At 41.2% G+C, this 13,273-nt stretch carries 14 protein-coding genes; all 14 read left to right on the top strand.

Annotated elements, in window-relative coordinates; translation table 11 throughout:
- The first annotated feature begins 162 nt into the window (after window positions 1-162).
- Window positions 163-1,125, top strand: a complete 963-nt coding sequence (locus GSF04_RS16415) for a DUF5050 domain-containing protein (protein WP_211857916.1) — start codon at window positions 163-165, stop codon at window positions 1,123-1,125.
- 207 nt (window positions 1,126-1,332) lie between these two features.
- Window positions 1,333-2,676: a serine hydrolase domain-containing protein gene (locus tag GSF04_RS16410; protein WP_249122404.1), complete on the top strand. Its 1,344-nt coding sequence runs from the start codon at window positions 1,333-1,335 to the stop codon at window positions 2,674-2,676.
- Window positions 2,677-2,764: 88 nt separating this feature from the next.
- A complete protein-coding gene (locus GSF04_RS16405; protein ID WP_211857914.1) occupies window positions 2,765-3,070 on the top strand; it encodes a hypothetical protein in 306 nt (101 codons plus the stop codon).
- A gap of 83 nt (window positions 3,071-3,153) precedes the next feature.
- The gene (locus GSF04_RS16400; protein ID WP_010377465.1) at window positions 3,154-3,393 is read left to right on the top strand and encodes a hypothetical protein; all 240 of its coding nucleotides are present in this window, start codon (window positions 3,154-3,156) and stop codon (window positions 3,391-3,393) included.
- A 254-nt stretch (window positions 3,394-3,647) separates the two neighbouring features.
- Window positions 3,648-4,475 (top strand): PD40 domain-containing protein, encoded by an 828-nt coding sequence (locus GSF04_RS16395; RefSeq protein ID WP_211857913.1) that lies wholly within the window; start codon window positions 3,648-3,650, stop codon window positions 4,473-4,475.
- Between the two features lie 329 nt (window positions 4,476-4,804).
- Entirely contained in the window at window positions 4,805-5,473 is a 669-nt protein-coding gene (locus tag GSF04_RS16390; protein WP_249122403.1) for a hypothetical protein, read from the top strand.
- 54 nt (window positions 5,474-5,527) lie between these two features.
- Window positions 5,528-6,052: a DUF4303 domain-containing protein gene (locus GSF04_RS16385; RefSeq protein ID WP_211857912.1), complete on the top strand. Its 525-nt coding sequence runs from the start codon at window positions 5,528-5,530 to the stop codon at window positions 6,050-6,052.
- 78 nt (window positions 6,053-6,130) lie between these two features.
- The gene (locus tag GSF04_RS16380) at window positions 6,131-6,757 is read left to right on the top strand and encodes an SMI1/KNR4 family protein (protein WP_211857911.1); all 627 of its coding nucleotides are present in this window, start codon (window positions 6,131-6,133) and stop codon (window positions 6,755-6,757) included.
- Between the two features lie 74 nt (window positions 6,758-6,831).
- On the top strand, window positions 6,832-7,386 hold the full coding sequence (locus GSF04_RS16375) for a GNAT family N-acetyltransferase (protein WP_099028907.1): 555 nt from the start codon (window positions 6,832-6,834) through the stop codon (window positions 7,384-7,386).
- 26 nt (window positions 7,387-7,412) lie between these two features.
- On the top strand, window positions 7,413-8,027 hold the full coding sequence (locus tag GSF04_RS16370) for a LysE family translocator (RefSeq protein WP_211857910.1): 615 nt from the start codon (window positions 7,413-7,415) through the stop codon (window positions 8,025-8,027).
- 518 nt (window positions 8,028-8,545) lie between these two features.
- Window positions 8,546-9,061, top strand: coding sequence for an adenylate kinase (locus GSF04_RS16365; RefSeq protein ID WP_211857909.1), 516 nt, complete (start codon window positions 8,546-8,548; stop codon window positions 9,059-9,061).
- A 771-nt stretch (window positions 9,062-9,832) separates the two neighbouring features.
- Window positions 9,833-10,153, top strand: coding sequence for a multidrug efflux SMR transporter (locus tag GSF04_RS16360; protein ID WP_017216036.1), 321 nt, complete (start codon window positions 9,833-9,835; stop codon window positions 10,151-10,153).
- A gap of 64 nt (window positions 10,154-10,217) precedes the next feature.
- The gene (locus GSF04_RS16355; RefSeq protein ID WP_211857908.1) at window positions 10,218-12,476 is read left to right on the top strand and encodes a hypothetical protein; all 2,259 of its coding nucleotides are present in this window, start codon (window positions 10,218-10,220) and stop codon (window positions 12,474-12,476) included.
- A 216-nt stretch (window positions 12,477-12,692) separates the two neighbouring features.
- Window positions 12,693-13,160, top strand: coding sequence for a DUF4265 domain-containing protein (locus GSF04_RS16350; protein WP_211857907.1), 468 nt, complete (start codon window positions 12,693-12,695; stop codon window positions 13,158-13,160).
- Window positions 13,161-13,273: the final 113 nt, after the last annotated feature.

The following is a 13,273-nucleotide window of genomic DNA, read 5'->3' as shown; positions in this document are numbered from 1 at the left end:
CGCAATAAATGTAAGGGTTTATAGCAATATCTGCGTTTTGTTACTGCAAGATAGCACGAAAAAGTGTAATTCAGCGAAAAATCAATAAAACATCATGTTTTTGGTAGATAGACTTCTGTAGTCTTCCAATTAGATACACAACTACAAAAGGGAGATTGAGTAATGCTTGTTAAAAAAATTGATATCTCAAAACTGGCTTGTTTTTCCACCATTATGTTGTTTTTTATTCATGAAGTTCAATCATATAGCGAACCATCAACAGAGTCATATGGTGTTATATATGGCTTTAAAGACGGTAATAGCAAAGCGATTTACTTAAGTGACCAAGATGGTAAATCGCCAGTAAAGATCGTGAAAGCCACGTCAAGTGACGGCTATCCTGCTGTCTCACCATCAGGAGAAAAAGTCACCTTTTACGGTAAATACGATAACTTCAAAACATGGTCAATTCATACCGTTGATATTACTGGCCGCAATATGAAAAGATTAACCAGTAAAAAATATGTGTGGGATAGTGCACCTGCTTGGTCTTTGGATGGAATGACGATAGCGTTTGGCAGAGAATATGAAAATAAGGAAGGCGTTTGGCAAGAAGAAATTTGGTTAATGAATGCAGATGGTAGTGAACAGCGCCAAATTAAAAATCTTGAAGGTCGTGCTCCAGAATTTATGCCAGATGGGCGATTACTATATCAATCTAAAGCCAGCCCAAGCCAAATTAGCATAGCCAATTTGGATGGTAGTGAGGTTATTCAACTCACTCAAGACGACACTGATAACATGTCTCCTCAAATTTCCCCAGATGGCAAAAAAATAGCCTATCTATCTAATAGAGATGGCAATCAGGAGGTCTATGTCATGGATATTGATGGAGCCAATAACAAGCGGCTTACTCGTAATGACATTCAAGAATGGGATCCATCTTGGTCTCCAGACGGCACAAAGGTGTATTTCGCTTCAGAGAATGTATATGGCTTTTATGATGTCTTTTCTATAAATGTGGATGGCACGTCTATCAAAAAAATACTTCAAAACAGCTCGCAAGCGACAGTTGTGCCAGGTCTTGACCAAAAAACGCTACAAAAGTTAAAGAAAAAAGTGGGCGCCAGTAGATCTGTGCGCTGACCGCAGCTTAAGTTATTTACTTTTGCTGTTGTTGGAGACGACCTACAAAAGGAAAAGAAGCATCGCGATATTGTGACTAAATCTGGTAATGTTCTACAAAATATTAATAACAACTACGACCAATTAAGAGACCGTTATAATTTTACTATATTGCTAAGATCAACGCGTTGGAATAGTGTTAATAGGCTCGGCTTCAGTAGTACGAATTTGATTAGACTAGGTCGAGTCTTAGAAGCGATAGAAGTCGCAGAACGTTACACCCAATATCAACCTAAGTCTTGGCAAGCCTATGAGTCTTTAGCAAAGGCGTTTGAGGCGAATGAGGATAACTTGCAAGCGCTGCAAAACGTCAAAATAGCCGTGCGGCTAGTTGATAATAAAGTAAATAAAAGCCTTCTATTGGCATACATTAATCAAGGCGATAGAGTAAATATGCAGCTACGTTCAGTGAAATCATTAACCCTAATTTGTTTGATGCTCTTTTTGATGGTTTTAAACGCCTGCAACAACGATAGCAAACTAGACTTTGACGCATTTGTTGAGAAAAAACTAACAGATTTTCTGATTGAGGAAAATGCACAAGTTGCCTCCATCGCCATTGTGAATGACAAGCTTAACTATCAAAAACAGTTTGGCGAGTTTCCTGATGGTACAAAGCCACACCATGACACCGTGTATGAAATTGCATCCATCACTAAAACTTATACCGGGTTGTTGCTTGCCAAGGCGGTAGTAGATAAAAAAGTACAACTAGATGAAGATATTAGGGTGTACTTGCAGGATGGTGATTATCAAAACCTGCAGCATCTAGGCAAACCTATCACTTTGCGTCACCTCGCGACTCACAGAAGTGGGTTACCGCAAGATTTTGCATATACAAGCGCAGATATAAAGTCTGGCAAGGCTTTTGAGCTGTTCTCTAACTATTCAAAAGCGAAGTTTTTTGAAGATTTAGCTCAGTACCAACTTACCTCAATGCCTGGTGAGACATTTCAATACTCCAATGTTGGCGCAAACCTGACCGGGTATATTTTGGAAAACGTGTATAACCAACCATTATCTACACTTGTTGCGCAATTGATCACGGAACAATCGGGTGAAGAACACACAAGGTTTCGTTTAGAGCCCAGTGAGATAAGTAAAATAACGAGAGGGGTAGATAGAAACGGCAAAATTGCACCGTTACTCAGTCCACACTCGTTCGCTGAAGGCGGACTGACATCCACTGCAGCTTCGATTGCCGATTATATGCAGTATTTACTCAGCACCCAAGCAGAAGAAGTGCTGTTGTCGCGCACCTTATTAACAGAAACCAGCAGTGAACATGGCCACGCATTTTTTTGGAATACATACGAGTATCACTCAGCTAATCCTATGTTCTATCACAGCGGAGGTTCTATGGGTACTTCCACTTGGCTTGCGCTTTATCCAAAGCAGAAGTTAGGAATATTTATTGCCACGAATGTTTCAGCGAACAACACGCAAGGGAAATTAAATGATATTGCCAATGCGATTGTTGAAAAGTATGAGCAAGTTGGACAGTCAAAATGACAAGCGAATGTAGTTTCAAAGTATGGCAGACCCTATTGAATTTCTTGAGCGTCGCCTTTGCAGATTTAAGCATATACTAGGAGGTATCATGAGTTGGAAATGCAAAAATTGTAGTACTGAGATTGAAGAAACAAGTTTTGAAGTTTGTTGGAACTGTGGTTGTGAGAAAGGAAAAGAGAGCTTACCAGAATTAAAAAGTCCGTCATTACAATGCCTTCGTTGTGACTCGTCTATGGTGAAATTGGGCTCCAAAGAGTTTCATGAAGGCTCACGATGGGGGGCTTTAGGTAACTTGGGTGAATTACTTGTTAGTAGACAAGCACTTGATATGTTTGCCTGTAAAGCTTGTGGTAAAGTTGAGTTTTTCATCCCGAGTGAGGAAGAAAACAAATAACCAAAATTACTATTGGTAGCTTTCGCAGTGGGTTGTGCGCTAAGTTACTGATTTTGGCCTTAGGGTTAGTAGTTGGATAAGATATGAGTTTACTCGCATGGATACTTTCTCATGTCACACTTGCGGCATTTTGGCTTTGGATTTTAAATTTTGGTGGGGCTGAAAAAATAGAAGGGTGGAAGTCGTTCTTTATCATAGGATGGTTTGCTGCGCTATGGACTGCTGAGCAGTTGCGTTTGTATGCACTGTGTATTCTCGTACTACAAGTTCCTTGGTTTATTGCAGGCCTTTTGATACCACAATGGCGCGGCTTTGCAGTGTAACATCAATTTGCTTAATTAAGTGCTCTACTTTGAGGCGAGAAAATCTTGTTGATAACAAGACAAAGATTTTGCTATTTAGTTATTCTAAATAAGAAATCTTTAACGCAGTTAGCGTCAGATTTACTCCTTCAAATTGAGCAAGTATTAAGACAAACTGGTGTCATTGTCAGGTTTTGTAAAGGTGCTTGGATTTGTCTGTTTCCTAGTGCAATTATAATTACTTGAAACTAAAGGCTCTAATAAAAGGATAGTTTATGAAGCAGATGAGCATTCTAATTGCTATGTTTTGTAGTTTAATAATTTGCGATAAAAGTTATGCCCAAAACAATTACGGTTTAGGACAAAAGCCACCGGGATTAACACCCGAATTATTTGCTCCAGGTGTCGTTTCTACGGGTGAGCACCGTGAGACTGAAGTGTTGTTTTTGCCAGATATGTCAGAGCTTTCTTTTACTCGCTCTGGTGGAGAATATCAAAAACCAACATGGATTGTGATGCAATATAAAAACAATCAATGGATTGAAAAATCAATACCTGAAGCAGATAAAAAAGCATATCAGGAGCAATTTAGCCCACCGGTTTCACACATACAAAACATCGAGCCTTTTAAAGATATTCCAATCAGAGGTTATACTACCTCAGCAAAAGGGACACACTACTTTTATGTCTTAGATTTGAAAGACGGCAGTGGGCATTTGAGTTATTCACGGCTTGTTGATGGCAAATATGAAACACCGCACAAAATGAGTAAAGCAATTAATCAAGGAAAGTACATTGCTCATCCCTACATCGCGCCAGATGAGTCTTACATTATGTGGGATGCTGAAAAGGAAGGTGAAAACACGCCTGATATCTACATTAGTTTTCGTAACCAAGATGGCACATGGACAAACGCAATAAACATGGGAGATGCGATTAATACGGCTGCGTACGAGCAACGTCCTAAAGTATCACCAGACGGAAAGTATTTATTCTTTTGGCGAGGTGACAAAAAAGTCAGAAAAGACGGCTCCAGTTACTGGGAAGGTAATCCATACTGGATGGATGCGAAGGTTATTGAAACGCTGAGACCAACACGGTAGCACTCAATTATTCTTGGTTATACGACCACTAAAAACCTAGACTAAACGGCATGCAAGCATACCTTTTTCCACGTCACTGAATTTTTTATTAATGGTCTAATAAAATTACCTTGAAAAAAGGAACAAAGGTGATTTAATAAAAAAGCATGGATACTTGCAGGGATTGCTGAGAATAGTATGGTATTTAGATAGCATGATATGGATATCGCAAAATAAATTCAAAAATCTAGTGCGTCTATTTATCTCCCTTACAACTGTCAGCATAAGCACGAACACATTCGAACCGACAATTGCGCAGTACGTCTTACTTGACTGAGGCTTAAATTTTTATGAAGGTCTTTTTAATACTGTTATTGGTAGCTGCGTTTTCGGGAAATGTTGTTGCAGACATGCCAATAGAAACTACTTTACCAAACAACTTAGCTAAGGAAATAGCAATGGACTTAAAGGATAGAACAATATACCCCATTATTAAGGCTGGAGATTGGCCTGGTATTCAATACGGTGCGGTTTATTCAGTATTAATTGGCCCAGAAGATGACCCAGAAGTCGTGATTGGTTTTGGTTATGATACGCCAGATAACTTCGTTTTTTTAACACACCAAGATGGTCAAGAGATCGATTTAAATGTGGTAGTTCCACAGGCTTTTCAAAATATTGATGCTTTAGATGTAACCTTTGTCCCGTCCGCAGTGCTAAACAACCAAGTATTAACTGCCAGCGGAGAGTCTTTTAGTAGTGAAGCGATTTTATCTCAAACGCAAATGCTGAAAGCGCACGACATGCTAGATGCCGAACAGCTACTTGTCTCAATAGCGAGACGTACCGGATTAATGGTGGTATCCAGAGACGCATCGCACGATTTATTGGATAAGTTTATTTATTTACATAGCGAAGCTTGGAACGATGATAGTTACGGCAACGCACCTATCGCAAATAGGCTCTTTTTAATCGAAAATGGCAAAATAGTTGGGTCGATGTCATTAGCAGATAAATAAGCCTGCGGATCTGTTTGGTGTGTTATCCAGAGTGTAGTGTATGGAGGTTGTGCCATGTCAGATTTGATTGACTTTGATAAGTTGAAAAGTCTCGTCAAAGATGCCGTAAAAACTACTTTTACAAACCTCCAAGGTATACACCAGCCAGGTGAGCTGCTCGGTTATGCCTTATGTACTGATGACAGTGTAATGACGCTCTATCACGTTGCCATGACACAGCAATGGCTTTCACAAGATGATAATACTGAGTTTGAGTTCTCTCCCGTTGAGTGGGATTTAAGCGATAGGGATGTGCATTTTAAAGGTGTTGCTACTTTACTCGCAGCTCGCCTTGAACTGGAAGATGCAAAGCTCTATGAAAATTATCTTGAAGAAATTATCAACCCCACTTTCAACGCTTTTGTATTGGCGCTTTTAGAGTTGAGGCAAGAAGGCGTCTTTGCCAAAAATGTTTTTCTGTCAGTGCTAAGTACAGATCCAAGCGAGCATATGTTGGAACTTGAAAGCACAGCAAATCGTAAGCTAAATAGCGCAGAGTTGCTGAACCGATTCAATGATTGGCATGCTCGGTTTGGTTGAAGGCGGATGAGCAAACACGCGTATTTTAGATATCAATGGAATTAACTCTTAGATTTAAGTGATAAGGAAGTAATTAAAATGAACTTGATGGAATGGGTACAGGCAACATTGCCTGAGCTTATGTGTGATCTTAATCAGCCGGCGACAGCGAGTGAAATAGCAAGTCTAGAGAATAAGTTCGGTGTTGAACTGCCTGAGCGATTGAAAGCGATGTATCTCGAACATAACGGCCAGAAAGATGAGATCAATACTGGTTTATTTTACGGACTCAATTTTTTACCTTTGAACAGAGTTTATGAAGAATGGTGTTCGTGGGCTGAAATCATCGATTCACAAGGTGAAGAGGGAATGAAAGAGCTGAGCATGTTTTCAACTTCTCATGTTCCTGGGTTTATCAAAGAAGTTTATGCCCATAAAAAGTGGGTACCGTTTGCCCATGATTGGGCAGGCAACTACCTTGGTTTAGATTTTGAACCGGCCGAAAATGGCACAGTTGGACAAGTGATAAACTTTGGTCGTGATGAAGACGAAAAGTTTGTGATTGCTAAGTCGTTCTCTGAGTTTATGCAGTGGTATACCGCTGAACTTGAGTCAGGTAATTACAGTATTGTGGTCGAAGACGATGGTGGTAGAAGTTTTAATACTAAACAGCCGCAATCCAGCCACTTTTTAGATGCAGTCAAAGTGCTATTTCGCGCAGTATAAATAACTTTCACCATGCTATTTATCGCGGTTTGAAGTTATCTCTGTGTTGCGCTTTGAATGTTAAGGAGATCAATATGCAATTTCCAGAATTTGAAACACCACGCTTGAAGCTTACGGCGCTATCCGAATGCGACAGTAATGCTATTTTTGAACTATTTTCAAACCGAGAGGTAGTGAAATACTACGATTTAGAGGCGTTTAGTGAGCGATTACAAGCTGAAAAACTCATAGATTTCTTTCATTCTCGATTTGATAGCGGTGTTGGGATCCGTTGGGCTATCCGATTAAAAGACACTGAGCAGCTTATAGGTACATGTGGTTTTAACTCATGGAACTCAGCGATGAAAAATGCAGTTATCGGTTATGATTTGATGCCGAAATTTTGGGGAAAGGGTTATACCACGGAAGCATTACACCAAATTATCACCGCAGCGTTTGGTGGTTTACTAGCATGTGGCGCACTGAATCGAATTCAAGGAGATACGGTGCCGGGAAATCATGCGTCAGAGGCTGTGTTAGAAAAGCTAGGTTTTAAAGCTGAGGGGGTTAGACGACAAAGTGGATATTGGAAAGAACAATTTCACGACCTAACGTGCTTTGGGCTATTAAAGTCAGAATTTAATCGCTGAGCCAATATTTTTTAAAAGGAAAGACTATGGACATCTGGACACTACTTTTATTTATCCCAGCGTGCTTTGCCTTGAATATGGCACCAGGGCCAAATAATCTTTTAGCGCTAAATAACGCTCGTCGTTATGGTTTTCGTATAGCTCTACTTGCAGGGTTTGGAAGGCTCGCCGCATTTTGTGTGATGATAGCGCTTGCCGCGTCAGGCCTTGCAGTTGTGCTGTATACGTCGGAAATATTGTTTCTAGCCATTAAGATTTGTGGCGCGCTCTATTTATTATGGATTGCTTATAATTTATGGCGCTCAGACGTTAGTCCAGTTTCAGATGATGTCCGCAATCTGAGCATTATCGGACTGATGAAACAAGAGTTCGCCCTTGCTGCGGGTAATCCAAAAGCAATTTTGATATTTACCGCTTTTCTCCCTCAGTTTGTCGACGTTGCAAAAAATGTGACAGAGCAATTTTCACTATTGGGGGCTACTTTTCTCGTTCTGGAGGTGGTGGCTATTGCTATGTACGCTGTTATTGGGCTGTATCTAAGGCAGTGGTTTAGTAAACCTAAACTGGTTAAACGTTTTAATCGTGCATGTGCTTCATTTTTGGCGCTATCTGGCGGCAACTTACTGTTGAGTAGACAGTAGCGATGCCAAAGTTAGTGACTCGCTTGCCCATAAAGTGATGCTGTTTCTCAATTCACTCATCTGGCCTTGCGCGTGCTTGACAATAATTAGGGCCTGTTGACCTTTGCTGTTTGACTTTTGTTCTCCTGAGTGTGTTTTGGTCGCGACGCTCGACTTGCCGCCTAGTAATCTAGGCAAAAGTTGAGCAACAATGAACAAAGCGCACTCAGGTGAACCCGAAGGGCAGCGCTTGATTGGCATTTCTACTGTGTTATCGCCTGACTCACATAGAATGACTATGCTACGCCGGCTCTGCCTTGTATAAATACCAATCAAACTGCTGCAAAAACAAACTTGAAAGATAAACAGGCCCTAATCATTGCGTGAAAGTATCGTTATGAATACAGAACTATTTCTCACAAGTACACGAATTATTACCATTCCTTAGGAGTGGTGGTTTTGTGTGCTTTTTTAATGAACCCACCAAAGTAAGGTGGGTTTTTTGTATCTGCCTTGTGGGGCCACAGCAAGGAGGTTACATGAAGAAAGTAGCAGTTTTTGGTAAACCGGGAAGCGGCAAGTCTACGGTGAGTAAAGGACTGGCCGCGGCAATACGCATCCCGTTATATCAATTAGACTCGATGCTCTACCAAGCAAATGGCGAGTTTGTTGACAGAGCCGCTTTTGATAAAGCACATCAAAACATATTAAATACTGATGCGTGGATCATTGACGGCTTTGGTCCGTTAGATGCGTTTAAACAGCGCTTAGATGCAGCAGATACCTTAGTCTACATCGACTTACCATATCGAGTGAGTTATTGGTTTGTGATAAAACGTCTTTTAAAAAGCATGATCACTAAGCCTGAAGGCTGGCCAGATGGTAGCTCAGTGTTTAAAGGGACGATTGCCAGTATTAAAACGTTAAGGCGCTGCCCGCAATTTTGGAATGAAGAATTCTTATCGCAGTTAGAGCAAAGCACGCAAACCAAAACACTCTATGTGATTAAGTCGGTTGCGGCGCTTGATAGCTTTGTACGTCAACATGCGAAATAATATCACCTAAGGGTAAACGTGAGTAATGTATTGATTTGCAGCCTTTGGTGTTACGTCTTTTGCGCTGGACATGATGAATAATAAAACTTGTAGCGGTCTTACCCACACTAATACGGTGATAAATCATCATATAATCGTAACCATTATTTGCCTTTGTACCTTTTTTGTTGTGCTGTATACTTAGCCGGTTTGATAATTGCGCATGGAGAGACGCGTGAGAAGAGTTGTAATATTTAATAAGAAAAAGCATTTTTTTGGCCACGACCAGACGTTAACTCACTCAACCAAGAGATTGAGCAGATAGAGCAAGATGGTTGGAAGGTGCTGTCTGTCACGGCTAACTGCGATTTTTTAGGTATTAGGGCCTGTTGATCTTTCAAGTTTGTTTTTGCAGCAGTTTGATTGGTATTTATACAAGGCAGAGCCTGCGTAGCATAGTCATTCTATGTAAGTCAGGCGATAACACAGTAGAAATGCCAATCAAGCGCTGCCCTTCGGGTTCACCTGAGTGCGCTTTGTTCATTGTTGCTCAACTTTTGCCTAGATTACTAGGCGACAAGTCGAGCGTCGCGACCAAAACACACTCAGGAGAACAAAAATCAAACAGCAAAGGTCAACAGGCCCTCGCTCTTTTACAATCTTAATTGAGTCTTAATTTGTCTGCCGTGAAGCTTGAATTAGCTTCACGGGCGTGCTAATTTGCTTTCGCTCTGGTGGACGACCTCCAGAGCTTTCTTTTACTGGCGGGGACGACCCCATTTTGGAGTTGTCATGAGCTGGTTGCTACTTGTTTTTGCAGGTTTATTGGAAGTCGTTTGGGCTATTGGTTTGAAATTTACCAACGGTTTTACGAAGCCTGTTCCCTCAATTATTACTTTAGTGGCGATGGCCGCAAGTTTCTACTTTCTCAGTGTTGCACTACGAACTTTACCGCTTAGCGTTGCTTATTCTGTCTGGGTTGGAATTGGTATGCTAGGGTCGATTATTGTTGGCTTTGTCTATTTTAAAGAGCCGTTGTCATCACTTAAGCTACTCAGTTTGCTGTTGATAGTGATTGGAATTATTGGTCTGAAATTATCCTCTCAGGGTTAAATTACAGCTATAGTTAATCGGAGCTTAGGTTAGATAATTCCACTTCAGATGAAAAGGAAATTCGATGACGATTGAACTGAATATGGCGGGCTTACAAACGCTTGTCGAGACTACCCTCACACCACTTAAAGACTATCATGGTGATTTGTTACCTTGGCGCGGGGAAATAGTAGAAAGCCGTAGCTTCGCATTGGAGGGGATAACCGCAAGTGTTACCGGTGAAAGTAAGATAGAGCTTATCAACGCAAGCACTGTTATCGATGAAGACGGTATTATTGGTAAGCAAAAAGAGGTTAATGCAGATCTCGAACCTACCACAACACTTACCTATAGTGATGAGGTGTGCTGGATAAAATACAGCACACACATTGACTTTGATCTCACCGGTGCCTCCAAAGCGGAGCTGCTTGGTATCAATACAGATGGGCAGGCACAATATAAACTAGCAGCCTACCTTTGCCATCAACCACATGAAGCTGTGGGTCTTGCCTTAGGGCGCGACGTTGCAACTATGCCGGTTATTTTCGATGTTGAGGATATTAAGTCACTTGCACCTAGCAATGCATTAATGATGGAAACGGCAGGAGCGTTAACGGTGAGCGCCAATTTTAGGTGGTCAGATATAATCGCGCAAAATCTCGATATGTTTAGTCGTTGGTTGGATCAAGGAGAATTACTTGATATTAACCTTGATTCGGCTTTGAATGCGGACCTTAATATCGAGATCCGTGGTGGCTTTCGTGTTGTCTTTTCTAAACGCTTGGATAAACCACACCATACTTTCCTCGCAATTAAAAAGTCAACATTGTCGAATACCGCTTTAACAATCACTGGGGGAGTGAACGCCAAATTTGCCGACCAAGCCGGATTTAAGCAAGCTTATTCGAGTATTTTGACAGGGATATTCAATGCACCTCTGGATAAGGTTGAAGAAGTCCTTTCACTCGTCGCAACAGAATCACCCGATGAAGCGCAAAACGACCTGATCTTAAGATTAAAAGATCGCTTACAGCTTGATCCACTAATGGACAGTTTAGAACGACTCCAAAGCGAGCTGCTGACCATTAAAAAAACGGTGTTAGCAAATATTGAAACGGCTGCAAAGCTGAAAGCCGAGTTAAGTGTTAAGTTTGAATATACGCGTTTATCCAGTCATCAATCGCTGCTTGAAGCGAAATTAACTACCAAAGGCCTAGAGCAGGTGCATCTTGATGCGCTATTTGGGCGGGTTGGTACTATCACTCAGCCTAGTTACCAAGATGAAATCGAGATAGAGCGCTTCTTCTTTCAAACCAGTACTGAAATCAAGCAAGCCTATGGGTTCAATTTAGGCTTTGGAGCTTGGTCGGCCATGAGCCGTAACAGCTATTCATTTAAAACCATTGAAACGAGAGACAAGCTAGATAGAGTGCAACTTGCTACGCTTGGAATGCGTGGTTATCAAGATGATATTAATGGCGATAAACGTCATTACTATCTCAGCTTTGATGCTCAGATGGTGGCCTTTTCAACATCAACGCCGCCTAAGCTACGCGAGTTTACGTTGGGTCTGACGCTCGTACATGAACAGCAAGAGGCGAGTGTGACCAGTAACGAGCTGGACCACTTGGTCGATGATTTATCGGTATGGGGTATGATCCCAGAGTTTGAATATGAGGATACAAAACACCGATTGAGCGAGATACTCAAAGATGCCGATAATGTGCGGATCGTTAAGTCCTTACATCTTGACCATGACGTGTTTGTTCAGTTACTACCTTTATTAGGTCAGTTTGATAGTCGAAGACTGGCCATCTCGCTTGCCGCTGCATTACCCATCAATCACAAAATACTTCCTGAGCGGGCAACTATAGAAAATCGAGTGAAATTATATGATGCGATTTTTGAGGCATTGTTAAAATCGCAACTTAACTCTCATAACGAAGTGGCTCTGGCGACATATCAATATCTCAAAGCAAAGGGATGTCGAAAACTTGCAAGTAAAGAGCGGGATTGGCGCAGGCTAGGTGCGAGCAAATTCCAAACCCTTGCAGGAATAGTCGAGTTACATCCGCGGATTTTGCAGGATATTAAAAACCTATGCGATGGCTTTGCACAACTTAACTTCGCTTATCACCAAGAAGGGGATTATTCTGTGCTTGAACAAGCATTTAATCTTTTTGATGACATGGGCGAACATGGATTCTATAACCGCTTTTTTGCCCATTATGTATTGCAATGTACGCGCACTTTTCCTCAGGCACAAAATGGTACCAAAGTGACGGTGAAGCTAGAGTTTGTTAAAGGCGGTAAAGAAATTGATGTGCTTTGGGGCAAACGCTAGGGGGTTATTGCTCTCGCTTCGCTATGAATTTGAACAGCCATCACTCTTCTTTAAGATCATTGCTTAATTTTCTCTTCAGTTTTGCTACTGCATCATGTTGGCAATCTAAGCCCATATACAAGTAACACATTGTAATTGTGGGTGACTTTTATTTTTTGGACTTACGGTCGGTTAAATAAAACGAGATCAGTCCATGTAAAGGCGGTTTGTATCCATATGAATGATGTAGTCACCGATAAAGTACGGTTTACTTTTAAAAACCATCCCCAAGGATGTGCTGAAGAATTTATTGTTGCGACGGCAGTGAGCGATAATATTTATCAAATAAAAGGCGCTCCGCTTTTTGCTTTTGGTGTTAACTACGGCGACCACGTTTTGGTTGCATCAGATAGCGAAGGTTCTTTAGAAGTTATCGAGGTTGTGGCTCGAAGTGAGTACCACTCTTTGCGGATCCGCTTTACAAACGAGTTAGAAAATGCCAAAAACATAGAGCTACTTCAAGAGCTTACTCTATCTGGCGTGGAGAGCGAGCAATTGGATGATGAGTGCTTTGCGTTGACGGTTTCACCGCAAAGAGAATACGAATCTTTTATCGATATCTTGCATTATTATCAGGAGCTTGGAGTATTGAAGTATGAACTTGCCGGCGAGCCCCACGATAACTTTGATGGTAACCGTGCGTAACTACGAGATACCTAACTAATGCATCACAAATTCAGTGGCTTAGTGTTCAGTTTTGTGTTTCACTTGGAACTTTAATAGGCACGGTAATTTACTATCGTACTTAATTTAGGATA

Source organism: Pseudoalteromonas sp. A22, assembly GCF_018141345.1.
Classification (GTDB): domain Bacteria; phylum Pseudomonadota; class Gammaproteobacteria; order Enterobacterales; family Alteromonadaceae; genus Pseudoalteromonas; species Pseudoalteromonas maricaloris.
Note: the sequence above shows the minus strand (reverse complement) of the source record. Positions and strands in the feature narration are given on the sequence as shown.

Bases quoted from the DNA above. Each gene is read 5' to 3' on its own strand.
- GSF04_RS16385 (WP_211857912.1), top strand. From the start codon at position 5,528: ATGTCAGATTTGATTGACTTTGATAAGTTGAAAAGTCTCGTCAAAGAT.
- GSF04_RS16400 (WP_010377465.1), top strand. From the start codon at position 3,154: ATGAGTTTACTCGCATGGATACTTTCTCATGTCACACTTGCGGCATTT.
- GSF04_RS16365 (WP_211857909.1), top strand. From the start codon at position 8,546: ATGAAGAAAGTAGCAGTTTTTGGTAAACCGGGAAGCGGCAAGTCTACG.
- GSF04_RS16390 (WP_249122403.1), top strand. From the start codon at position 4,805: ATGAAGGTCTTTTTAATACTGTTATTGGTAGCTGCGTTTTCGGGAAAT.
- GSF04_RS16355 (WP_211857908.1), top strand. From the start codon at position 10,218: ATGACGATTGAACTGAATATGGCGGGCTTACAAACGCTTGTCGAGACT.
- GSF04_RS16360 (WP_017216036.1), top strand. From the start codon at position 9,833: ATGAGCTGGTTGCTACTTGTTTTTGCAGGTTTATTGGAAGTCGTTTGG.
- GSF04_RS16380 (WP_211857911.1), top strand. From the start codon at position 6,131: ATGAACTTGATGGAATGGGTACAGGCAACATTGCCTGAGCTTATGTGT.
- GSF04_RS16415 (WP_211857916.1), top strand. From the start codon at position 163: ATGCTTGTTAAAAAAATTGATATCTCAAAACTGGCTTGTTTTTCCACC.
- GSF04_RS16375 (WP_099028907.1), top strand. From the start codon at position 6,832: ATGCAATTTCCAGAATTTGAAACACCACGCTTGAAGCTTACGGCGCTA.
- GSF04_RS16405 (WP_211857914.1), top strand. From the start codon at position 2,765: ATGAGTTGGAAATGCAAAAATTGTAGTACTGAGATTGAAGAAACAAGT.
- GSF04_RS16395 (WP_211857913.1), top strand. From the start codon at position 3,648: ATGAAGCAGATGAGCATTCTAATTGCTATGTTTTGTAGTTTAATAATT.
- GSF04_RS16350 (WP_211857907.1), top strand. From the start codon at position 12,693: ATGAATGATGTAGTCACCGATAAAGTACGGTTTACTTTTAAAAACCAT.
- GSF04_RS16370 (WP_211857910.1), top strand. From the start codon at position 7,413: ATGGACATCTGGACACTACTTTTATTTATCCCAGCGTGCTTTGCCTTG.